Origin of the sequence: Ruixingdingia sedimenti (assembly GCF_031432425.1) — a bacterium.
In the GTDB taxonomy this organism is placed as follows: Bacteria; Pseudomonadota; Alphaproteobacteria; order Rhodobacterales; family Rhodobacteraceae; genus Ruixingdingia; species Ruixingdingia sedimenti.
On record NZ_JAVKPH010000018.1, the window covers coordinates 43,502 to 64,425 of the forward strand.

A 20,924-nucleotide genomic window follows, 5' to 3' on the forward strand; every position below is an offset into this window, starting at 1 on the left:
TCGCATTGGACCTGCAGCCTGGCGTGCAGCCATCAGTCCGCCCGCCACGCACCTATGAGGCGAAGGACGTCGTTGGCATCCTCAGGGGTGCGAAGCCGGAGTTTGAATTCGCCAAGAGCAGTTCGCTGTGCGTCAGGGAATTGCGCGAGGATGCTGGGCTCATCAACGAGGCCGGATGCCAGCGCTGGTTTGCGGAAATACCACAGGATCCACTTCTGGTTCAGAACAGCTGCGTACTGCCAGCCACTATCTGTTTCGAAGCGAAGTTCCCGTTCAATGAAACCATGCCCAGATGGGCGGACCGTCATGCCATCGGGCAGTCTGGCATGCGCGAGAAGCACGTAAGCCCGGCGCACAGCTTCCTCGACTGACTTCGCGTCCTGCAGCTGCTTTTCGAGCTTATCGCTATCGACCAGCATTCGTTACCCCATCCTAGGCTAGTACAGATCCTGGGAACCCTATCCGAAAAGCCCGGAAAAGACAGCATTCAGGATCACTTGAGGCCTTGGACGACACATGCCCACCCCCCGCGAAACCATCCTCTCGGCGCTGGCGGATCTGTTGCGCACGGTGCCGCATGTTCCGGTGCTGCGCGGCGAAGTCCTGCCCGAGCGCGTGCCCGCCGTCGGCCTGATGATCCTGCGCGACGGCGAGCCGGGCGAGCCGGGTGTCACGCTGTCACCGCTGCGCTACCACTACCAGCACCGGGCCGAGATCGAGGCGGTCGTGCAGGGCGAGGACCGTAACGCCAGTTTCAGTGCTCTCTGCGCGAGTATAGGCGCGGTGATTTCCGCGGATCGCACGCTGGGCGGCCGGTGCGACTGGATCGAAGCGGAGGCACCGCGCCCGGTCGATCTGCCAGTCGAGGGCGCGGCCAGCCTGAAGGCGGCCGTGATACCGGTCATCCTGCACTACACCACCGCCGATCCGTTGGCCTGACCTACCCGACAATCCAAGGAGACACGACATGGCACGAGCCCAGGGGGCGCGGGCGCAGATGGCGCTGGCGTTCGAGACGACTTATGGCACCCCACCCGCTTCTGGCTTCACGCGCATTCCCTTCGCCAGCGCGACGCTAGGCGCGGAACAGCCGCTGCTGAACAGCGAGTTGCTGGGCTACGGTCGCGATCCGCTGCCGCCCATCAAGGATGCGGTGACGGCGGACGGCAATGTCGTCGTGCCCATCGATGCGCAGGGTTTCGGCTTCTGGCTGAAGGCGGCCTTCGGACAGCCGACCACGACCGGGGTCGACGCTCCATACACCCACGAGTTCCAATCCGGGAACTGGACCCTACCCTCGATGGCGATCGAGACCGGCATGCCCGAGGTGCCGCGCTTTGCCATGTATTCCGGCTGCGTGCTCGACACGCTGTCATGGCAGATGCAGCGCTCGGGCCTGCTGACGGCGACCGCGAGCCTCGTGGCGCAGGGCGAATCCACCGCCGCGGCTTCGGCTGCCGGCACGCTGGCGGACCTCGCCCTGCAGCGCTTCGGCCATTTCAACGGCGCGATCACGCGCGATGGCCAGCCCCTTGGCAACATCGTCTCGGCCGAGATCACTTATGCCAACAACCTCGACCGGGTGGAGACCATCCGCTCGGACGGGCGCATCGATGGTGCTGATCCAAGCATTGCCGCCCTCACGGGGCGCATCGAGGTGCGTTTCGCTGACCAACTGCTGGTAACGCAGGCGATCAATGGCGATCCCTGCGAGATGAGTTTTGGCTACACGCTGCCCTCGGGCGAAAGCCTCACGCTGGTGGCGCATGCCGTCTATCTGCCCCGCCCGCGCATCGAGATCGCGGGGCCGCAAGGGGTGCAGGCGACCTTCGACTGGCAGGCGGCGCGTGACGCCACGTTGGGCCGCATGTGCACCGTCACCCTGATCAACGCTATCGAGGAATACTGATCCATGCTGCGTCTGAACCTCGCCCGTGAGCCGCACTGGCTTGATCTCGGCCTCGGCGTGCGCGTGCGGGTCGAGCCGCTGACCACTGCACTGATGGTGGCCGCCCGCAGCGATCCGACCGTGCGCGGGTTGCCGGAAGGCACCAGCGACGACGAGATCGCCGTGGTCTTCGGCAAGGCGCTGGCCGAACGCGCCATCCTCGACTGGGAGGGCGTGGGCGACGCGGACGGAAGTCCCACGCCCGTGACACCCGAAGGCATCGCGGCCCTGCTCGACATCTGGCCGATCTTCGAGAAGTTCCAGATGGGCTATGTCGCGAAGGGTCTGGAGCTCGAGCAGGAAAAAAACGCCTCCGCGCCCTCGCCGACTGGGTCTGGAGCGGGGGCGACGGCTATTGCGCGGCCTGCGAAGGGGCGTGCCCGGACTGCCCGCAAATCCTGAACGCACCGCGCACGCTCGAGGGCTGGCAGGTCTGGGATCTGGCCGGACGGCTTGGCGGTCAGATCCGCGCTGTCCCCGGCGTCGTGCTGGGCTGGGACATGAGCGCAGCCTTGTCGATGGCGGCGGCAATGGGCGTGGACGCTCGCGCCACAGCCGAGTTCCTGCCTGTGATCGAGGCGGTGATGGCGCGGCATCTCAATGATCAGATGGATGGCAGCAGGGAGGCTGACCCATGAGCGAGAAACGCGTCAGTGTCCGCCTCTCGGCCACCGGCGGGCGGCAGGTGAAGGCCGAGCTCGAGGGCGTAGGCGAGGCCGGTGCCCGGGGCTTCGGTCGTCTGTCGCGCGAGATGGAAGGGGCGAATGCCCGGCTGGCGGCGTTCGCCCGGCGCGCGCGGGTGGCGATGGCGGCAGCCGCAGCGGCGATCGCGGCGGCGGCCACCGCTATGATCCGCTCCGGTCTGCAGGTGATCGACAGCCAGGCCAAGCTGGCGGCCTCATTGAACACCACGGTCGAGAGCATCCAGGTCCTCGAGCGCGCGGGCGATCTCGCGGGCGTGTCGATGGGACAGGTCGAGCAGGCTGCCATGCAGCTGACCCGGCGGCTGAGCCAGGCCGCTGCTGGCACGGGCCCCGCCGTCGATGCGCTGACCCGGCTGCGCCTCTCGGCCGCCGAGCTGCAGGCGCTGCCGCTCGACCAGCGCATCGCGCTGATCCAGGACCGGCTGGCCGAATTCGTGCCCGAAGCCGAGCGCGCGGCTGTCGCATCGCAGCTCTTCGGCGATCGGGCCGCATTGGTGTTCACGCGGATCGACACGGCGACGCTGCGGCAGGCGACACAGGACGTCCGGGACTTCGGCGTCGTGGTCTCCGACCAGGACGCCGCCCAGATCGAGCGGACGAACGACGCGATCTCGCGGCTGGGGCTGATCTGGCGCGGGCTGTCGAACCAGCTCGCCGTGGCCGCAGCGCCTGCGCTGGAGGCGGTGGCGGATGCCATGGCCACTGTCGCACGCACCACCGGACCGCTCGGCATCGCCATTCGTGCGCTCTTCGAGAACCTCGGGCGTCTCACCTCCTATGCCGCTGGCATCGCCACTCTGATGGCCGGGCGCTTTGTGGCGGCCAAGATCGCGGCCGCTGCCTCGGTGCGGGGCCTTGCCATGGCGCTGGTCATCCTGCGCGGCGCGCTTCTGCGTCTGCCGCTGATCGGTCTCGTGGTCGCGGCGGGCGAGTTGATCCACTGGTTCGGCCGGTTGGTGCGCGGGGCGGACGGGTTTGGCAATGCGCTCTCGCTTCTCGGCGATCTTGCGCGCGAGGTCTGGGAGCGCATGCAACTCGGCGCAGTCGCCATGGGCCTCGCGATCATGGCGAGCTGGGCCGACATCAAGGCCGCGATCGCCGAGGCGCTGCAGGCCTCGCTGGAAGCCGTGGTCGGTTTTGGCAATGCCGCCCTGAACACCTTCCAGGGGGCGCTGGATGCGATCAAGGTGCTCTGGGGCGCGCTGCCCACGGCCATCGGGGATTTCGCGTTTCAGGCCGCAAATGCGCTGATCGCAGGCGTCGAGGCCATGCTGAATGGCGTCGGGCGGCGCATCAACGGGTTTCTGGACGGGATCAATGCCGGTCTCGAGGCGCTGGGCATCGAACGGCGCGTCTCGCTGATCGGCAATCTGGAGCTTGGCCGCATCGACAACCCCTTTGCGGGATCGGCAGCTGAGGCCGGGACTGAGGCACGCGCGGCGTTTCAGGCGGCGTTCACGGCAGAGCCAATCACCATGCCTGATCTGGGGCTTGGGACCTATGCCGAGGAGGCACGCGGTCAGGCCGAGGCACTGCGCGAGGTGATGTCAGGCGTGGTCGAGGCGGCGACGGCGCCGCTGGAGTCGGTGGCTGCGCTCAGAGAGGCTGTGGCCGCGTCGGGTGTCGATGCTGAAACCGCCCTCACGGGCGCGCGCGCCGCGGCCGAGGGGCTGGAGGACGCGCTCGATGCCACGGGCGAGGCCGCGGGCCGCGCGGGTGGCGCCGGTCGTGGGGCGGGCCAGGCGCTGCGCGCGGCGGCGGACACCGCGCGAGATGCCTGGGAGGCCACCGCCGATGCGGTGCGCGCGGCACAGGAGCGCTCCCGCGAGATCGCCCAAGGCCTCGCGCAGGACATCGTTGGGCCGATCAAGGAAGCGCTGAAATCAGGCGAGTTCACCTGGGAGACATTCGCCAGCGCCATCTCGCGCATTGCCCAGAACCTGGCGAACCGGCTGATCGAACTGGCCTTCAAACCGATCGAGAACGCAATCATGCGCGCTTTCTCGGGCATGGGCGGCGGTGGCGGGTTCTTCGCGAGCCTCTTCGGCTTCGCCAAAGGCGGGGTCTTTGCGGATGGCCAGGAACTGACGGCCTTCGCGCGCGGGGGCGTGGTGAACCGCCCCACGGTCTTCCCCTTCTCCCGCGGCATCGGGCTGATGGGCGAGGCCGGGCCCGAAGCGATCCTGCCGCTGCGGCGCGGGCGCGACGGGCGGCTGGGGGTCGAGATGAACAGCGGGCCCGCCCAACCCGCGCAAGACATGTCGACGCGCATCATCAACGTGCTCGATCCGTCCGTCGTCGGCGACTACCTCGCCACGCCCTCAGGCGAGCGCGCCATCCTGAATGTCATCCGCCGCAACCGGAGTGCGCTGAATGCCTGAGGTGGGAGGCCTGCCCCCGCCACCCCTCTGGCCCTTCCCGGTCGCGCAGGAGATCGCTGAGGTGCTGGAACGGCGCACCGATGTGCTGACATCGCGCGCGGGCGAACAGCGCATCGCGCTGCGTCCTCGTCCGCGCGAGATCGTCAGCTTCCGGCACAGGCTCGACGCGCTGGGCATGGCGCGCGCGGGGGAACTGGCACGCGCGGGGTTCGCTGGAGACTGGCATGTGCCGCTCTGGCACATGGCGCTGCAGCCGGGGGGCGACCTGGAACAAGGCGCCACCGAGATCCCGCTCGATACGGGGCTCTCGGATTTCCGGGCGGGCGACGCGGCGGCGATCGCGGTCGATGGCCGTGAGGCGGCGGCGGTTACCATCGCCAGCGTACAGCCCGACCGGCTGATCCTTGCGGAGCCTCTGGTGCTGCAACTGCCGAGTCCGACGGTGGCGGCGCGGCGCATTACCATCGCGCCGATCCGCGCCGGCGTGCTGACTGCAGGCGTCGAGATCACCCGCCGCAGGCAGGGAGATGGCACGGTGACGGCCAGCTTTCTCTTGCGCGAGGCGCCCGACCTCACCGCACCGGTGCTGCCGACCTATCTCGGCCGCCCGGTCCAGACCGACCCCAGCATCCCGCGTCGCCCGCTCAGCGCCAGCCTGCGCCGCACGGTCGAATATGTCGACAATGGCTTCGGCCCGGTGGTTGTCGAGCCGATGCGCGACGTCTTCGAGCGCAGCGAAACGATCACGCTGAAGGCGCAAGGCCCCATTGCGCGTCACGCCCTGCGCCGCTGGCTCTGGTCACTCCGAGGGCGGCAGGCCAGCTTCTGGCTGCCGACCTGGGGGCGCGAACTGCAACTGCGCGCAGCCATGACCCAAGGCTCGGTGCTGATGCGCGTGGCCCCCGTCGCGGCGCTAGATGCCTATCTCGGCCGCCCGATCATGCTGGAGACGCCCACCGCGCTGCGCTTCCGGACGATCACCGCAGCCATCGCCGAGGGCGCGGATCACAGGCTCACGCTGTCCTCGAACCTCGGCGAGCCGGTCCCTATCGCGACGAGGGTGCATTTCCTGACCGCGATGCGCGCAGATGCCGACCGCGTCGAGATCCAGCATGGCTCAGTGGCGAGCGAGGTCACGTTGCCTGTCATCGAGGTGCCTGCATGACCTATGCCAGTATCGAGTCCTCGGTTGCCGAGGGCCGCCCCTATTTCCTCTACCAGTTCGTCGAGAGGGATAATGTCTGGCGTTTCACCAGCCGGGCCACGGCCTGGACCAGCACGGGGAGCGGCGGGAGCGAAATCACCTGGGAGCCTGCTGCCGTCGCCCATGGCGATGTGGTGCAGACGAGCGAGATCGAGCGCGGGCGGCTGGAACTGACCTGGCCACTCTCGCATCCCTTCGCGCGGAGGTTCCTGGCACCCTTGGGCAATACGCCCGTGACGCTGACGATCTTCCGCGGTCACGAACAGGTGCTGGGCGAAACGGTCGCGCATTGGAAGGGCCGCGTCGTGGGCGCGGAGGTGGAAGGGCAGCGCATCCTCCTGCAGGCCGAGTCGATCTTCAGCACGCTGCGCCGAGCCGGGGTGCGGGCGAAGTACCAGAAGCTGTGCCGCCATGCCCTCTACGGGCGCGGCTGCGAGCTCGACATCGCGCTTTATTGGCTGACTGGCACGGTGACAGCCATATCCGGTACCGGTCTGTCCGTGACGATCCCAGAAGCGGCAGCCGAGCCCGATGGCTGGTATCGCGGTGGCGTGCTGCGCCTTGGCGTGCAGCTTGGCTTCATCACCGGCCATGCCGGAGCGGTGCTGACCCTCTCACGCCCGATGCCGGAGCTGGCGGCGGCGCTTGCTGCGCCAGAGATCGACCCGGACACGGGCGAGCCACTGCCTGTCCTGCTCGACATCGCCCCGGGTTGCGATCTGCGCGCAGCCACCTGCGCGGCCAAGTTCGGCAATCTTCTCAATTTCGGGGGCTTTCCCGAGATCCCGGGCCGCAACCCGCTCGGCGGCGGCTCCATCGTCTGACACGCCCCACAGGCACCAATCCACAATCGGCATTCTCTTATGGTCTGGACATTCATTGCCCGGCTCGTCCTGGGGCTGGTGCTCTCGGCGATCTCCTATGCGCTGAGCCCGCGCCCCAAGGTCGAGAAGCCGCAGGCCGCGGGTCTCGACGACTTCTCGCTGCCCACTGCCGAAGAAGGCCGGCCGATCCCGGTGGTCTTCGGGACGGTGCTGATCACCGGGCCGAATGTCGTCTGGGCAGGCGACCTGAAGGTCGATCCGATCAGGAAGAAAGGCGGCAAGAAATGACGCGCGTGACGATCCAGGACCTGCGCGATGCGCGCTATTGCCTCGCGGGCGTGCGGCCATGGTTCCGTCGCCATGGGCTCGACTGGCAGGACTTCCTCGCGCGCGGCATCGAGGCCGATCGGCTGCGTGCCACCGGGGATGCGCTGGTGGAACCCGTGATCCGGATCGCGGAGACGCGGGAGCGCACACATGGGCGGTAGCAAGAAGCAGACCGTCGGATTCCGCTATTCGCTGGGCATGCATCTGGCACTCTGCCATGGACCCGTCGATGCCATCCGCGAGATCCTCGTCGACCGCCGCACGGCCTGGTCCGTGACGACCGGCGGCGGCGTCTCGGGCGGGGGCGCGGCCGTGGAGGCGCGGATCGGAACGGTCGGCGACATGGCGGCAACCGCGGCGCTGGCAGGCGACACGGGCGCTTTGATCACCTTTCCGGGCACGCTCGCGGGGGTGCGCATCGGCCAAGACTACCGGCTGCAGCTGGCGAACGGCGCGAGCCAGACGATTACGCTGAGTGGCGTTGGCTATGACGCCGCCACCAATGTGACCTCCTGGTCCGCTCTGCCCGAGGCGCTGAGCTTCCCGGCGCAATCGGTCGAAGTGTTCGAGGCGACCAGCGCCGCCAGCAATGTCGGCGCCGGTGGCGGGCGCATCCGGATCGACAAGCCCGACCTCTTCGGCGGCGAGAAGCGCGAGGGCGGCATCACCGGCGATGTCGATGTGCTGATGGGCGGGCCCGGCCAGGGGCAGAATGATTACCTTTCGGCGCGCATGAATGGCGACGTGCCCGGCTATCGCGGCATCTGCAGCCTCGTGCTGCGGCAGGTGTATCTCGGCATCAACCCCTATCTGAAGCCCTGGGCGGTGCGCGTGACCCGCGTGCTGACCGGCGAGGCGGGTGCGGCGCAATGGTATCCCGAGAAGGCCCCCATCGTGCCCGAGGCCAATATCTCGGATGCGGCGATCTACATCACGCTCGATGTCTCGGGCTCGATGTCGGGCACGCGGATGGCCGCGCAAAAGGCAGGCGTCGCGGCGCTGATCCGTGAGATCGGGGCCAGTGTCGATCCCGACCGGCCCAATGACATCCGCATCGTGCTCTGGAACGCGGGCGTCGCGGGAGCCATCGAGCGGCGCAACATGGAGCCGGAGGATTACACCGCGCTGGAAGACTGGATGCTGGCACTCTCGAACAGCACCTCGGGCGGCACCAATTTCAACGCGGCCTTTGCCGAGGCCAGCGCCTTCTTCACGGGCGGCGGTTCGAAGCGGCGGATCGTGATCTTCGTGACCGATGGCGAACCCTCGCCCGTTTCCTCGGTCGATGCGGCCGAGGCCACCATCGCCAGCCTGCCGCCTGTCGACATCTTCGGCTTCAACATCGCGCTCGCAAACACGACCTTCACCGCGCGCATCGACAACACGCCTGTGGACGGCGTGCCGGTGATCCCGCCTGGCAACCCGCAGGCGCTGGTGGCTTCCCTGCGCGGGGCTTTCGGCAACGGGCCGGACATGAACCCGGCCCATATCATCCGGGAATGCCTGACGAACCGCGACTGGGGTCTGGGCTATTCGACGGTCGAGATCGGGGCCAGCTTCACCGCCGCCGCGGACACGCTCTACACCGAGGGCTTCGGTCTGTCGCTTATCTGGCAGCAGGACAGCTCGATCGAGGAGTTCATCAGCAGCGTTCTCGACCATATCGACGCAACGCTGTTCATTGACCGGCGCACCGGGCTCTGGGAGTTGCGGCTGATCCGGGCGGATTACACGGCTGCAACACTACCACTCTTCGACGAGACCAACGTCGTGGATTGGGGCCGCCTGGGGCGCCGCGCGCCCTCGGACCTCGTCAACAGCGTGACCGTGCGCTTCACCGATGCCTGGACCGACGACACCGGCGCCGTCAGCGTGACCGATACCGCCCGGGTGCAGTCCATGGGCGAGGTGATCGCCACAACGCTCGATTATCCGGGCATCCGCTATCAGGGGTTGGCGATCCGTGTGGCCGAGCGCGACCTGCGGGCGCTTTCCGTGCCGCTGCTCACGGGTGAGATCGTGGTGAACCGCGAGGGCGCGGACCTCGGGCCGGGCGATGTGATCCGGCTGCGGTCGCCCCGACTCGGGCTTGATGATGTGGTGATGCGCATCTCCGAGATCGGTCAGGGCGACGGGCGCGACAATGGCATCAGGCTGAAGCTCGCCGAGGACGTCTTCGCGCTGGGCGCGACCGCCATCGCGGGCGGGCGCATGCCCACTGGCACCGGCGTCGCCGCACCGCCGCGGGCACTCGTCCGGCGCATGGTCGAGGAAGCCCCGTACTGGCTGCTGGTCCGCGAACTGGGCCATAGCGAGGCCGACCGCATCCTTGACGAGGATCCCGATGCGGGCGCGCTGGTCGCCACCGGTGAACGCCCCAGCGCGGATGCCCTGGCGGCGGAACTATGGATAGATGCTGGTACGGGGCCCGCGCAGGAGGGAACGGTCGGTTTCGCGCCGACGGCGCTTCTGACGGCAGACGTTTCGGACCACCCCGAGGATCGCGTCCTCCCTGTCACCGGCTGGCGCGAGATCGGTGAGGTGGGGATCGGCACGCTGGCCAGTGTCGGCGGCGAGCTGGTCCGTGTCGACGGGATCACATCCACAGCCATCACGGTTGGTCGCGGTTGCCTCGACACCGTGCCGCGCGCGCACGCGGCGGGCATGCCGGTCATCTTCTTCGACGAGGCCGCACGGATCACGGAAGAAGCGTGGGCGGCGGGCGAAACGCTGGCGGTCCGGCTGCTGCCCGAGACCGGGCGCGGCACGCTCGCCTTCGCGCTGGCGCCCGAGGACAGCGTGACGCTCGACCGCCGCGCCATTCGGCCCCTGCCGCCTGGCCGAGTGCAGGTCAACGGCAGCTATGCTCCGGATGTCGATGCGCTGGTGGCGGGCGAGGTTGAACTGACCTGGTCCCATCGCGACCGTCTGACCCAGACCAGCCCCGTCATCGTTGATCACACCGGCGCCTCCATCGGGCCCGAGCCAGGGGTCGGCTATGCTGTCGAGGTTCGCTGGATCGACCCCGACACGGGCGCGCCTCTCCTGCCGCCGAGCATCACCATCGACGCTGGCAGCGGCACAAGCTGGATGCTGTCGCCCGAGGATGTGCCGGAGAGTGGCGCCCCCGAGCGCACGGCTGAGATCGACCTCGCCGTCCGGGCGCGTCGGATGGTCGAGGGTGCCTGGATCACGGACCTTGATGCGCGCCGCTTCCGCCTGACCGCCCCCTTCGCCGCCGGTTGGGATCGCGGCTGGGGCTTTCTCTGGGGCAGCTGACAGGCCTCTCCGCAATCATCGCGACCAACATGAAAGAAGACGAGCATGTCGGAACGGATCATGCCGGGGCTGGGGCTGCGCGCCTTCTACGCCCCCGGCCAGCGCAACTGGGGCACCAGCGTCAGCGAGGACCTGCGCGCGCTGTCGGTGCTCGTGCAAGCGCGCGCGCTGTCGCGCAGCGCTACCCTGCCACCCGTGGGCAATCCCGGCGATATCCGCATCGTCCCGGCTGGCGCGCTCTCCCATGCGAATGCGCTGGCCCTCTGGGACGGCGAAGCGGGGGCGGAAGACTGGGTCTATCTCACCCCGCAGGAGGGCTGGCAGGTCTGGATCGCGGACGAAGCCCGGCATGTGCGGTTCACAGACGGCGCATGGATCGAGGTGCCGCGGCCCGGTGTCGTGCGTATCCGGACGCTAACCGCGACCAGCCATACGCTGGACGCCTTCGATCTGGGCAGCATCCTCGAGACGACTGGTTCATCTGCCGTCACCGTGACCATCCCGCCCGAGGCCTCGGTGCCCTTCGAGATCGGCGCGCTGGTCAATGTCACGCAAGTCGGTGCGGGGATCGCCACGGTCACGGCGGCAGCGGGGGTATCGCTGAATGGCGTCACCGGCGGCTCGGTCGCACTGGATGGCCAATGGTCCGGAGCATCGCTCGTCAAACGCGGGGCGGATGCCTGGGTCATTCAGGGCGCACTGACCGGGGCTGTCACATGAGTCTGCTGATGATGCGCGGCGCGATCCTGGCGCAGGGTGGCGATACGGCACCTCCCGTCGATATCGGGTCTGCATGGGAGCTGGATGTCACCCGCCGCCCCGCAGGCTACACGCTGTCGGATGGCAACCAGACTGCCATCAACACTGCGGGCGCCAGTGATTACCGGGCTTGGGTGCCCACCGCCAAGGCTATCCTGCCCACCGACGGACGGCGCTATTGGGAGATTCTGTGCGCCTCGGGCGGTGCTGTCGAGTTCGACGGCTATCTGGGCATCGTCTCTGATGATCAGCGCGAGGAGTATGACACGGGCAACAACCCAATCACGCTCGGCTCAATCGGGTATCGCGGGAACGGAACGCTCTGGTCCTCGAACACCGGCACAGCCAGCCAGCGCCTGACCGGGCTGCCCCCCTATGGGGCGGGCGATGTGGTGATGTTCCTCTTCGATCCTGCCTCCGCCGAACTCTGGGTCGGGCTGAACGGTATCTGGCGCGACGATCCAGTGAGCGGCGCACCGACATGGACCGCCGCGCCCAGCGCCGCCTGGTTTCCGCAGATCCAGGGGCGCGATCCGGGCGATGGCGGTACGCTGCGCTCGCTGCCCTCGCAGTTCAGCTATCCGGTTCCGCCCGGTGCGCAGGCGCTGGGCTATGAGGATCCGGATCTACGCATCTACCAGGCCCATGCCTTCATCGAGTTGGCCTGGGACAAGGACCTCAGCGTCGCCGAGCTGGAGGCCTGGCTCGATCTCGGCGGCGGCCCGCGCCTCACCTCGGGCAATGTCTCGCTGTTTCTCGATCACGGCGGGGGCACTGCGCTCTCCGCCGCCCATGCCGCCCTCTATATAGAAGTGGAACTGCCATGAGTTACATCCTGCATCTGGGCCATCAGCCCACCGACATCTCCGGCGTGGCCGGTTCGCTGAGCACCGTCGCTGCCGGCTTCGAAGAGACCCTCGACGTCAACGGTATCCGCTTCAACGGATCGCGCACGCTGGCCGCCCCCTTCGCTGTCGGGTTTCCCGCGCCGGTCGGTGATATGTGGCTGGGGTTTCGCTACGTACCGCCCAACAACGATTCCGAGAGCATCACCCAGAGCAATGCCGGGTTCCTCGAGTTCTTTGACGCGGAGAATGTCAGGATCGCGCAGGTCCGCCCCCTGACCTCAACCAACCGCTACCACGCCGAGGCACATGGCGACACGGTCGAACAGGGAAGCTCGAGCTATTTCGCCCCGAACGGCCAGGCCCAATGGGTCGATGTGCGCCTGAGCGTCGGGGCCGAGATCACCATCGAATTCTACGTCGATGGCGTACTGCAGAGCACCGCCACCGCGGCGAACACGGGCGGCAAGGGCAAGCCGGTACAAGTCGTCTTCACGAATGTCGGCCTGCACGGCACCTCCCAGAACCGCACATGGTATTATGCTCATGTCGCGGTCCTCGACGGGGTGTCGACCATCGGACGTCGCTTCGTGCGTCGCATCCCCAATGCCATCGCCAGCTTCAACGAGATGGTGGGCAGCATCGACGCGCTCAGCGATAGCGATATCGCCACGCGGGTCGCCAGCACCACGGCAGGGCAGCGCATGTCCTTCTCGCTCACCGGCCCGACCGGTCCGGCCACGGTATCGGCCATCGCGGGCGTGCACCTCAAGCAGATCGCGCAGGCGGGCACGGACGGTCCGGACGCCACCGCAGGCTTCCTGCGCATGGGCGGCGTGAACCATGACGCCACCCCCGTCACGGTGCCCGACCTTGCGCCCGTGCCTGTCTATTCCAGCTGGGCGATCAACCCGGCTGATGCGAGCCCCTGGAGCGATCTGACGCTGCCGAACGAGGTCGGGATCCTGTCGGCATGACGCAGCAGTCCTCCCTGTCCGAGCAGATCGCGCAGGCCTTCCGCGATCATGGCATCGCGGCCGCCATCGGCGTCTGGTTCACCTTCATCGCCGGGCTTGCCACTGCCGTGACGAGAAAAGCGTTCACCAACGAGGCACTGCTGCACAAGCTCGAGCAGGAGCTGGCCGAGGAACGCACCCGCATCGAGAAGCGCCGCGACGAGGACCGCAAGATCGACCATGACCGGCTCGCGCGCATCGAGCGCGACATCCACGACATGCGCAATCTGATCTTCGCCGCCTTCCAGCGCCGGAACGGCGACTGACGCCAGCCGGTGCCGGGCCCAGCGCGGCCAGACTGACAGCTTCGCACAGCTGACTTCCCTACCTGCCGTCCACCCCGGGTGGCGGTCCCGTTCGCATGCCCTTCACCCCAAGGAGACCACCATGTCCGACCCCATCCGCACCTTTCGTCATCACCGTGACGTTCCCGACAGCCTCTGGCGCTGGCGGAACTTCTCGCCCGCCGAGATCGCCTGCCGCGGCACCAGTCAGCTGAAGCTGCACCCCGACGCGCTGGACAAGCTGCAGGCGCTGCGCGACCGGCTGGGCAAGCCGCTGATCGTGCGTTCCGCCTATCGCAGCCCCGAGCACAACCGCGCCGTCGGCGGGGCGCCGCGCTCGAAGCACATGGACGGCACGGCCTTCGATATCGCCATGTCGAACCACGACCCCGTCGCCTTCGAGGCCGCGGCGCGGGAGGTGGGGTTTCTGGGGTTTGGGTTTTATCCGCGCTCCGGCTTCATCCATATCGATCTCGGTCCCGCGCGCCAGTGGGGCGAGCGCTTCCCGGTGCGGGCGGTGCCGTTTGCCGCCGAGGCCCCGCCCGCGCGCGAGGCGCTGGCCGACAGCCGTACCCTGCGCGGAACCGGGGCGGCAGGCGTCGCCACCGTGGGCGCCGCCGGGGTCGAGGTCGCGCAGGAGGTACTGGCGGAGGCGCGGGGTGCGATCGTGCCGCTGGTCCCGTCCCTTGACACCCTGCGCTGGCTGTTCATCGCCCTCGCGCTGGCCGGGATCGCGGTGGCCGTCTGGGCCCGCCTCGACGACTGGAAGAAAGGCCTGCGCTGATGTGGGCCAGCCTCCTGGCTGGGCTTCTCGCCCGGCGCTGGGCGCGGCGGGCGGCGGCTTTTGCCCTCGCCGCGCTCACCATCGCCCTGTTCATTCTCAACCTCCGTCGCCAGGGCGAGCGCGCAGGCCGCGCCGCCGAGCGGCTCGATATGCTGGAGCGCTCCAATGCCATTCAACGCCAGATGCTGGATGCGGCCGCCCGCCGCCCTCGCAGCCGCGACGATCTTCTTGACCGCCTGCGCGGGGGGGGTTCTGACGCTCCGCCAAGGGCCTGCCCGCCCGTTTTGGCGTACAGCCAGGGTGAGCAGATAAGCGTCGCCGAGGAAGTCGCTGCGCTACCTGAGGGGGCGCTCATTGTGGGCTGGCTCGCGGATTACGCCGTCCTGCGCGATCAGGCGCGGGCATGCGCAAGGAGGTAGCCTGGAACCCTTGTTCGAAATCGTGGCGTGATTGCGGGCATCCGGCTATTCTCGCGTGATGAACAAAGACGACGAAAAGCGCGTTGCAGCAAGGCTGGCCAGAATCATGGCCATGCTTTGCGTGCGCGACACGCAGCTTGAGACGCTGCATGCCGGACTGGGACCCATCACCCGGGCCGGCGACTACTCGGATGTCTTCGTGGTGGACGCAGACGGCAGGCGCATCCCCTGGTCGGAGGTCTCGCGCTTCGACGACGCCGAGATGCGCCAGTTGATGCAGGAAATTGTCAACCGCCTCTACACGTTCCATCTCGAGGCCAATGACCCCAAGCTGCAGGCGACCATCGAGCGCTGGATGGGCGTTGCGATGAAATGGGACGAGCCGAGCCTCGATCATCGCATGTTGTCACCTGGTGCCCGGAAATGACCATCAAGATATCGACAGCGCCGCCAGACCGACCGCACGAGATACTCGACACGATTGCCGCTGTCGGGGTTTCCACCAAGGGTACTTTCAGGGGTGGGCCTCACCTCGACAAGGCGCTCGAAGCCTGCAAGGAAGGGCTCAGGAACTTCGCTGCTGAGCTTGGTGCCGATGCGGTCGTCTCCTGTCAGTCCGAGACGCATTTCGACAACCAGGTGATCAACGTCGCTGGCTTTGGCACCGCCGTGCGTTGGAAATAACGCTCATCAGAGCAACCCGCGGTCCACAAGTGCCTCCTCCCCGATGAGATCGACGATTAGGGCGATGTGGTCAGGCGACAACGCGAAATGCTCGGCGCGCGGATCTGCCGCCGGCACAAGCTGCGCCATTTCCGCCTTGAGAAGATCGCGGGCCACCCCGTTCTCGATCACCCCCTCTACGCCCTCGTAAACAAAGCTCCGCGGGATGCGCACTCCGGGCTCGAGGGTCAGGCCATGGGCGCTGGCGCTGGCGATCAGCGCATAAGCGCAGCGCGGGGTCGGTCGGCGCGGCGACGGGTGCGGCGTGCTTGGCAGGATGCGGGCGATCTGGCCGACCGGCTTGACCGGAACACTTCGGACGGGGCCGATGCCCTGCAGGAACCGGTTCAGCACAGCCCGCTCCGGGTTGTCCTCCGGTTCGCCCGAGAGGGTGGCCTCGTGCCGCGCGACACTGAAGGGCGACGAGCCCGCCGCACGGCCGACGCCGCCTGCGAGGTTGGTCAGCGTCCCGCCCTCGTGAAGCCGACCGATCCGGGCGATCAGTGTGGCTTCGCGTTCAAGGCTCGCCTGCTCGCGCTCCCGCGGGAAGACGCTGTCGATCACATACAGAATCGTCGATCCCTGACGCAGGATCTTCCGGATGACGTTGCATTTGAAGGGATTGGTTTCGCCGATAGAGTGATTTTGTCGTGCCTCGGCCTCATGAGCAAGCACACGGCGATTCACACCCTTGCCGACATAGAAGGGTGTCTGGTCCGGCCGGCAGAGAACGTAGACGTAACTGTGACCGGAAAGCGTGACGAGATAGCGCTCGAGCTCAGGCCTTGGGCCGAAGAACACCGCACGGTCGAGCTCGGGATGCGGCCCGCTCATGCTGTCAGCCCTAGCCGTTCACTCACATCCTCAAACCCCGGATCCTCGGCGTAGACCCGCTCGAGCTCGCGCCGTGCCTGCGCCTTGCGGCCCACCTGATCGTAGAGCACCGCGCGCTCGTAGCGCAGCTGGCGCAGGAGGGTGTCGGCACGGTCCTTGCGGCGGCGCAGCGTGAGTGTGAACACGTCGATGGCAGCGTCAGCCAGCCCGAGCCGGGCGAGCGCTCGGCCCCGGTAGAGCAGGAGCGCCGTTTCCACCGGCGTCTCGTTCGCGATCCCGGCAGTCAGGGCGACGACCCGTTCCAGCTGCGCGCGGTCCGCGTCGTCCTCGAGGGTCAGTTCCGCGAAGGACAGCAGCACCACCGGATCAGACGGCTCGATCGCGAGCAGCCTCTCGACATGGCGCATCGCTTCGGCGCGGTCCCCGTTGAGCTGTGCGATCTCGACCAGCGCCAGCCGCGTGCCGCGCTCGCGGGGGCGGGCATGGGCATCGACCTCGGGCGTTACCGGAAAGGTCACCTGCGCGGCAACCCCGTATTTCTCCAGCAGGCTCCCCAGCCGGTCGAGACCGCCCAGCGCGGCCTCCAGATGACGCCGCGCGGGCGCGAATTCCTCGCGCCGGAGCCGCAGCATGCCCGCCATCCAGGCGGCATCGGGCAGCTCGGCGGCCTTCTCGAGCTCGGCAAGCGCGGCCGCCTCATCGCCCGCATTCAGCGCCTTCAGCCCGTTGACCAGGGCGCGCTCATCCGCAGGCGTGAACAGCCGCTGGAAGAAGCCGAGGTTCAGCCGGTCGCGCTGGGCCACCCGGGGCGCATTGGCGGGTGACGGTCGGCGTGGCTCGTGCACGGTGTAGAAGAGGCCCGTTCCAGGCAGACCAGCGGTGACCCGATTGCCGCGCGGGCTGACGGTGTATTTCGCGCCGCGCGGGCCAAGGGACAATGACGCTGTCGATTTCGACAGGTTCAGCGTGACACCGGGGGCAATCCGGATGCGGCGCCAGAAGCGGAAGGACATCCGTTCACTTCACCGACTTGTCGACAAACCCGAGTGTGGTTGCGTTCTCCACCAAGGTCCGCACCTTTGCTCGGTCGAGACCACCAAGCACCTCGGCATCGATCTCAAGCTTGATAGAAACATCGGCACCCGGCAGCGTGGTGAGCTGCTCAATGATGGCTTCGACGATCTGGTGAATATCGCGTGCTGGTCTCTCGGGGGAAATCATCACCGTCCCGTGGAAACGGGTAGGCTTTTGTTCAGCTGGGGCAGTGGCAGGCGTTCCCGGAGCAGGCTGCGTTGTCGGGTCTGGCCCATGGATTACGGCAGGCACCGGGCCCCCTGCGGGTGCTGCAGCTGTTTGCTTTTGCCGGTACTGTTCTGCGACATCCGGCTTGATGATCACTGATTCAGAATCGATCACGACCTGAGCGCTCGAGGCACTGGAAATCGCCAGGCCGACATAGCTCCCCTTCGTCTCGTCCCAACGTTCTGCATAGGCGAAGGGCCCCGGCAGCATGCCGCTGACAGCTGCGTGCACAGCCTTCGAAAGAACGGCTCTATTCTTCACTCGGGGGAGATAGGTGTAGCGGTTCAGATACTCCCACAGGTCGTTGAGATGCAGATGCGGTTTACCATTCCAGATGTATTTCTCGAGCTGACGGTTCAGGTTGTCCGGGCCAAGCTCGGGCCAGATCCCCTGATCGCTGACCAGTTTCTTGCTGGCGCGAGCGAGTAGCCCGTCCTGCGCCGGAACCTTGGCTGACATCCACTCTACGTCGGATTGGGCGCTCTCCTGAACCGGGTAGATCAGATAGCACCAGGCTTCCTTCATCCGCGTTTTCAGCGTCTCGCTTGCCTCTTTCAGCTTGGCTTCGGCGAGAGCGCTGTCGCTCTGCGTCAGGTTGAGACGTTTGGTCTCCCGAACGATCTCCGCCCATGCCAAAGCCGCACGCTGGGCCGCCTTCAGATTGTCCAGCTGCCGCTGTTCGGCGGCAAGGAAAACCAGCATGTTGCGGTAAACGCGAGGCGTGCTGCCTCGCTGCATCATAATGTCCTTGGCTTCCGCCAGAGCCTCTGATCCGTCCCGGCCAGTGTGAGGATGCGCGACGCCGAGAACCACTGCGCGGACACCGCCGGGCTCGTCGGGGATATCGGCCGAGCTGCCAGGGGCGACCTGAACGGTGTCGAAGTGGCCGCGATCCGCAACGCCGTTGATGTAGCCACCGAGCGCCTTGTCGATCTCATGAAGGACCAGCGCTTCCTCGAACTGAGCGGCGCGGTCGGCGGCAAGTCTGTTGAGGCTGGCCGACATCGAGTACCAGTATCGGCCAAGGTCGCTGTGCATGAACTTGGCCTGGTTTGCGAGGCGGCGCAGGGCGTCGCCAAAGATCGCCGGACGTTCGCCGGGTTGGACGACGCCAAGGTTGATCTGCTTGTCGTCGAGCCCTTTGTTCTCCTGACCGTGCGTCGGGGCCGTTCCCATGAACACCGCGCGCGCAACGCGGCGTGTCGCCGAGTACCGGTTCAAATTCGGGGCTGACTGGTCGATCTTGTACGGCGTTGCCGTCACGCCATCGACGTCCCCTGCGATGATCGATTGCCAGCTGGAGTCGAGGTAGTGCAGCAGCTCCGGCTCGACGCGCGCCGAGCTGATTGCAACACTGCCGGGCATGATCATCACCGAGGGATCGTTGCCCATCCACAGTTCGTGGATCACCTGCGCCATCAGGCGCAGCACGCCACGTGTGCGCTGGAATTTCTCTAGCGAGCCCCAGCTGGTATAGAGCTGGTCGAACAACTCCGGATGGATGGGGTAGGCCTTTTCCAGCTTCCGCCGGTAATCCTCATCGGAGCAGCCGTTCGGGAAGTCGTTCGCATTCTCGCGGTAGAGCTTGGCGAACTGCTTCAGCGTGTTGTCGCGGTGATGGAACTTGTCGCCGGGGATTTCCTTGAACAGACGGCGACGGACGATCTCGTAGCTTTCCTCCTGGCTGGCTGGTCGCCACGACGACTCCACGCGGCTAAAGGTCTGCTTCAGACGCGCCAGCGCTTCCTGTCCACCTTCGCCGCCGACCTCGATCTGCGAGGCAGGCAGCGAGGCCACCAGCAACACGCCGGGGCTCGCCTTGACCGCCTCGGTCAGGGACTGCACGAAGGACAGATTCGCGTCGAACGAGCCGGACGGCAGCCCCTCGACCTTGTAAATCTGGCGCAGGTAGGCGACCCATTCGTCGATCAGGATCAGCGCGGGCGAATACTTCTTGAACAGCGTCTCCAGCAGGTTCGATCCTGGCGCGATCCCGCGCTCGTCGTTCTCGGCCAGCATCTCGAACGCCTCGGCGCCGCCCAGCTGCCACGCCAGCTCGCCCCAGGTCGTGCGGATCTTCCGGCCGCCCTCCAGCGAGATCACGTCCTGCGGACCGCGCGAGGTGCCCACCAGCACCGCGCGGTTGATTTTGCCCGGCACCGTCAACCCGCTCCGCCTCAGAAGCTGGTCGAGCCCCGGCAGATCTTCCACCGGCGTGCCGCTCACCATGTGGTAGAGCGCCAGCATCGAGTGCGTCTTGCCGCCGCCGAAGTTCGTCTGCAGCTCGACGACCGGATCGCCGCCGCCGGCGCCCAGCCGCTTGGCCGCGCCGACCAGCAGCGTGCTGAGCCCCTCGGTCAGATAGGTCCGGGCGAAGAACTCGCGCGGGTTGCGGTATTCGGACGGCGCGCTGCCGTTGTGCACCTTTGCGAGGTCGGCGGCGAACTCGGCCTGCTGGAACTCTCCGGTGGCCACGTCCTGGTGCGGCTCGACCACCTCGCGCCAGGGCATAAGCCCCGCCACCGTGTCGACCGAGATGTCCGAGCGCTGCGTCCTGCGCCGCTCCTCGTTCCGAGCCAGCTCGGCATATTTCGTGCGCAAGATCGTGTCGCGCGAGGCGCTGATCTTCTCGGCGGTCTCCTTGGCGCTGACAGATTCCAGCAGCCGCCGCATCGTGTCGAGCGCGCGCTCTGCGTCGTCATAGGTGAAGGCCTCGTTGTGCGAGAGCTTGTTGCGCACCTCGAGCAGCTCCGAGACGTAGGACCGCTCCGGATGCCCCAGCACCATAGCGAAGGCGTCCTTCCAGAAAGCCATCATGACCTGCAGCAGCCCTTGCTGGTCCCAGTTCACCTGGCCGTTGCCGTTGGGCCGCAAGCCACGGACGCGCTCGACCACCTGCACCTGCCAATGGCCCTGCAGCGAGCTTTCCAGCCGCTTCTCGACAAAGGGGATCAACGCCTCGGGCAGAAGCTCCATGCCCTCGAACACATGCTGACGGGTAGACTTGGCCATCGGTGAAATCCTTTACTCAATGCAGTCGGGTCAATCGCGAGGCAGGAAGCCACTGGCATTCACGGCAGGGATCGGCAGATCCTTCATGTTCAGATGGACAATGATCTTTTCCCCGTAGTGGGGCGCCCAGCCGTCCCAATTGCCTTCGTAGCAAGACCTACAGACGTCGATCCCATAGCGCGCGATATGCTTGCCGTCGTAGCGCCCCGGTCCGAACTGGTAGCCCGAGCCGCAGGTGAAACACGTTTGCATGAACTTGTAGCCGTCTCGATCCGCCAT

Annotated in this window: 23 protein-coding genes; 18 read left to right on the forward strand and 5 right to left on the reverse strand. The window is 67.0% G+C overall.

Annotated elements, in window-relative coordinates; all coding sequences use genetic code 11:
- Nucleotides 1-32: 32 nt before the first annotated feature.
- On the reverse strand, nt 33-419 hold the full coding sequence (locus tag RGD00_RS14840) for a hypothetical protein (RefSeq protein ID WP_310458109.1): 387 nt from the start codon (nt 417-419) through the stop codon (nt 33-35).
- A gap of 97 nt (nt 420-516) precedes the next feature.
- Between RGD00_RS14840 and RGD00_RS14845 the strand changes: the two genes are divergently transcribed.
- The 18 genes from RGD00_RS14845 (at nt 517) to RGD00_RS14930 (ending at nt 15,458) form a co-directional block, all read left to right on the forward strand.
- Nucleotides 517-939, forward strand: coding sequence for an acyl-CoA transferase (locus RGD00_RS14845; protein WP_310458110.1), 423 nt, complete (start codon nt 517-519; stop codon nt 937-939).
- Nucleotides 940-967: 28 nt separating this feature from the next.
- On the forward strand, nt 968-1,909 hold the full coding sequence (locus tag RGD00_RS14850) for a phage tail tube protein (protein ID WP_310458111.1): 942 nt from the start codon (nt 968-970) through the stop codon (nt 1,907-1,909).
- A gap of 3 nt (nt 1,910-1,912) precedes the next feature.
- Nucleotides 1,913-2,350, forward strand: a complete 438-nt coding sequence (locus RGD00_RS14855; protein ID WP_310458112.1) for a hypothetical protein — start codon at nt 1,913-1,915, stop codon at nt 2,348-2,350.
- 83 nt (nt 2,351-2,433) lie between these two features.
- Entirely contained in the window at nt 2,434-2,586 is a 153-nt protein-coding gene (locus RGD00_RS14860; RefSeq protein ID WP_310458113.1) for a DUF7697 family protein, read from the forward strand.
- Complete coding sequence (locus RGD00_RS14865) at nt 2,583-5,033, forward strand: phage tail tape measure protein (RefSeq protein ID WP_310458114.1); 2,451 nt, start codon at nt 2,583-2,585, stop codon at nt 5,031-5,033. Before RGD00_RS14860 ends, RGD00_RS14865 begins: the two co-directional genes overlap by 4 nt.
- Nucleotides 5,026-6,198: a hypothetical protein gene (locus RGD00_RS14870; protein WP_310458115.1), complete on the forward strand. Its 1,173-nt coding sequence runs from the start codon at nt 5,026-5,028 to the stop codon at nt 6,196-6,198. Before RGD00_RS14865 ends, RGD00_RS14870 begins: the two co-directional genes overlap by 8 nt.
- Complete coding sequence (locus RGD00_RS14875; protein ID WP_310458116.1) at nt 6,195-7,061, forward strand: phage BR0599 family protein; 867 nt, start codon at nt 6,195-6,197, stop codon at nt 7,059-7,061. Before RGD00_RS14870 ends, RGD00_RS14875 begins: the two co-directional genes overlap by 4 nt.
- 39 nt (nt 7,062-7,100) lie before the next feature.
- A complete protein-coding gene (locus tag RGD00_RS14880; protein WP_015923055.1) occupies nt 7,101-7,349 on the forward strand; it encodes a hypothetical protein in 249 nt (82 codons plus the stop codon).
- A complete protein-coding gene (locus tag RGD00_RS14885; protein ID WP_310458117.1) occupies nt 7,346-7,549 on the forward strand; it encodes a hypothetical protein in 204 nt (67 codons plus the stop codon). The genes RGD00_RS14880 and RGD00_RS14885 overlap by 4 nt, the downstream gene beginning before the upstream one ends.
- Nucleotides 7,539-10,667 carry a phage tail protein gene (locus tag RGD00_RS14890; RefSeq protein WP_310458118.1) on the forward strand — a complete coding sequence of 1,043 codons (3,129 nt, stop codon included), beginning with the start codon at nt 7,539-7,541 and terminating at the stop codon, nt 10,665-10,667. The genes RGD00_RS14885 and RGD00_RS14890 overlap by 11 nt, the downstream gene beginning before the upstream one ends.
- Before the next feature lie 45 nt (nt 10,668-10,712).
- The gene (locus RGD00_RS14895; RefSeq protein WP_310458119.1) at nt 10,713-11,387 is read left to right on the forward strand and encodes a DUF2793 domain-containing protein; all 675 of its coding nucleotides are present in this window, start codon (nt 10,713-10,715) and stop codon (nt 11,385-11,387) included.
- Nucleotides 11,384-12,253: an SPRY domain-containing protein gene (locus RGD00_RS14900; RefSeq protein WP_310458120.1), complete on the forward strand. Its 870-nt coding sequence runs from the start codon at nt 11,384-11,386 to the stop codon at nt 12,251-12,253. Before RGD00_RS14895 ends, RGD00_RS14900 begins: the two co-directional genes overlap by 4 nt.
- Nucleotides 12,250-13,248 (forward strand): FscB, encoded by a 999-nt coding sequence (locus tag RGD00_RS14905; protein WP_310458121.1) that lies wholly within the window; start codon nt 12,250-12,252, stop codon nt 13,246-13,248. Before RGD00_RS14900 ends, RGD00_RS14905 begins: the two co-directional genes overlap by 4 nt.
- Entirely contained in the window at nt 13,245-13,553 is a 309-nt protein-coding gene (locus RGD00_RS14910) for a hypothetical protein (RefSeq protein WP_310458122.1), read from the forward strand. Before RGD00_RS14905 ends, RGD00_RS14910 begins: the two co-directional genes overlap by 4 nt.
- Before the next feature lie 121 nt (nt 13,554-13,674).
- Nucleotides 13,675-14,355: a YcbK family protein gene (locus RGD00_RS14915; protein WP_310458123.1), complete on the forward strand. Its 681-nt coding sequence runs from the start codon at nt 13,675-13,677 to the stop codon at nt 14,353-14,355.
- Nucleotides 14,355-14,774 carry a hypothetical protein gene (locus tag RGD00_RS14920; protein ID WP_310458124.1) on the forward strand — a complete coding sequence of 140 codons (420 nt, stop codon included), beginning with the start codon at nt 14,355-14,357 and terminating at the stop codon, nt 14,772-14,774. Before RGD00_RS14915 ends, RGD00_RS14920 begins: the two co-directional genes overlap by 1 nt.
- 58 nt (nt 14,775-14,832) lie before the next feature.
- Nucleotides 14,833-15,201 (forward strand): hypothetical protein, encoded by a 369-nt coding sequence (locus tag RGD00_RS14925; protein WP_310458125.1) that lies wholly within the window; start codon nt 14,833-14,835, stop codon nt 15,199-15,201.
- The gene (locus RGD00_RS14930) at nt 15,198-15,458 is read left to right on the forward strand and encodes a hypothetical protein (protein WP_310458126.1); all 261 of its coding nucleotides are present in this window, start codon (nt 15,198-15,200) and stop codon (nt 15,456-15,458) included. The genes RGD00_RS14925 and RGD00_RS14930 overlap by 4 nt, the downstream gene beginning before the upstream one ends.
- A 6-nt stretch (nt 15,459-15,464) precedes the next feature.
- Here the strand turns inward: RGD00_RS14930 and RGD00_RS14935 are convergent, their stop codons facing one another.
- Genes RGD00_RS14935 through RGD00_RS14950 form a run of 4 tightly spaced genes read right to left on the reverse strand, consistent with a single transcriptional unit; the run spans nt 15,465 to nt 20,924 of the window.
- Nucleotides 15,465-16,331, reverse strand: coding sequence for a GIY-YIG nuclease family protein (locus RGD00_RS14935; protein ID WP_310458127.1), 867 nt, complete (start codon nt 16,329-16,331; stop codon nt 15,465-15,467).
- Nucleotides 16,328-17,344, reverse strand: coding sequence for a DUF4236 domain-containing protein (locus tag RGD00_RS14940; protein WP_310458128.1), 1,017 nt, complete (start codon nt 17,342-17,344; stop codon nt 16,328-16,330). The genes RGD00_RS14935 and RGD00_RS14940 overlap by 4 nt, the downstream gene beginning before the upstream one ends.
- A 4-nt stretch (nt 17,345-17,348) precedes the next feature.
- The gene (locus RGD00_RS14945) at nt 17,349-20,645 is read right to left on the reverse strand and encodes a DUF499 family protein (protein WP_310458129.1); all 3,297 of its coding nucleotides are present in this window, start codon (nt 20,643-20,645) and stop codon (nt 17,349-17,351) included.
- Between the two features lie 30 nt (nt 20,646-20,675).
- The gene (locus RGD00_RS14950; RefSeq protein ID WP_310458130.1) at nt 20,676-20,924 is read right to left on the reverse strand and encodes a hypothetical protein; all 249 of its coding nucleotides are present in this window, start codon (nt 20,922-20,924) and stop codon (nt 20,676-20,678) included.

Coding starts and splice junctions, on each gene's coding strand:
- RGD00_RS14840 (WP_310458109.1), bottom strand. CDS start 419: ATGCTGGTCGATAGCGATAAGCTCGAAAAGCAGCTGCAGGACGCGAAG.
- RGD00_RS14845 (WP_310458110.1), top strand. CDS start 517: ATGCCCACCCCCCGCGAAACCATCCTCTCGGCGCTGGCGGATCTGTTG.
- RGD00_RS14850 (WP_310458111.1), top strand. CDS start 968: ATGGCACGAGCCCAGGGGGCGCGGGCGCAGATGGCGCTGGCGTTCGAG.
- RGD00_RS14855 (WP_310458112.1), top strand. CDS start 1,913: ATGCTGCGTCTGAACCTCGCCCGTGAGCCGCACTGGCTTGATCTCGGC.
- RGD00_RS14865 (WP_310458114.1), top strand. CDS start 2,583: ATGAGCGAGAAACGCGTCAGTGTCCGCCTCTCGGCCACCGGCGGGCGG.
- RGD00_RS14870 (WP_310458115.1), top strand. CDS start 5,026: ATGCCTGAGGTGGGAGGCCTGCCCCCGCCACCCCTCTGGCCCTTCCCG.
- RGD00_RS14875 (WP_310458116.1), top strand. CDS start 6,195: ATGACCTATGCCAGTATCGAGTCCTCGGTTGCCGAGGGCCGCCCCTAT.
- RGD00_RS14880 (WP_015923055.1), top strand. CDS start 7,101: ATGGTCTGGACATTCATTGCCCGGCTCGTCCTGGGGCTGGTGCTCTCG.
- RGD00_RS14885 (WP_310458117.1), top strand. CDS start 7,346: ATGACGCGCGTGACGATCCAGGACCTGCGCGATGCGCGCTATTGCCTC.
- RGD00_RS14890 (WP_310458118.1), top strand. CDS start 7,539: ATGGGCGGTAGCAAGAAGCAGACCGTCGGATTCCGCTATTCGCTGGGC.
- RGD00_RS14895 (WP_310458119.1), top strand. CDS start 10,713: ATGTCGGAACGGATCATGCCGGGGCTGGGGCTGCGCGCCTTCTACGCC.
- RGD00_RS14900 (WP_310458120.1), top strand. CDS start 11,384: ATGAGTCTGCTGATGATGCGCGGCGCGATCCTGGCGCAGGGTGGCGAT.
- RGD00_RS14905 (WP_310458121.1), top strand. CDS start 12,250: ATGAGTTACATCCTGCATCTGGGCCATCAGCCCACCGACATCTCCGGC.
- RGD00_RS14910 (WP_310458122.1), top strand. CDS start 13,245: ATGACGCAGCAGTCCTCCCTGTCCGAGCAGATCGCGCAGGCCTTCCGC.
- RGD00_RS14915 (WP_310458123.1), top strand. CDS start 13,675: ATGTCCGACCCCATCCGCACCTTTCGTCATCACCGTGACGTTCCCGAC.
- RGD00_RS14920 (WP_310458124.1), top strand. CDS start 14,355: ATGTGGGCCAGCCTCCTGGCTGGGCTTCTCGCCCGGCGCTGGGCGCGG.
- RGD00_RS14925 (WP_310458125.1), top strand. CDS start 14,833: ATGAACAAAGACGACGAAAAGCGCGTTGCAGCAAGGCTGGCCAGAATC.
- RGD00_RS14930 (WP_310458126.1), top strand. CDS start 15,198: ATGACCATCAAGATATCGACAGCGCCGCCAGACCGACCGCACGAGATA.
- RGD00_RS14935 (WP_310458127.1), bottom strand. CDS start 16,331: ATGAGCGGGCCGCATCCCGAGCTCGACCGTGCGGTGTTCTTCGGCCCA.
- RGD00_RS14940 (WP_310458128.1), bottom strand. CDS start 17,344: ATGTCCTTCCGCTTCTGGCGCCGCATCCGGATTGCCCCCGGTGTCACG.
- RGD00_RS14945 (WP_310458129.1), bottom strand. CDS start 20,645: ATGGCCAAGTCTACCCGTCAGCATGTGTTCGAGGGCATGGAGCTTCTG.
- RGD00_RS14950 (WP_310458130.1), bottom strand. CDS start 20,924: ATGGCGGATCGAGACGGCTACAAGTTCATGCAAACGTGTTTCACCTGC.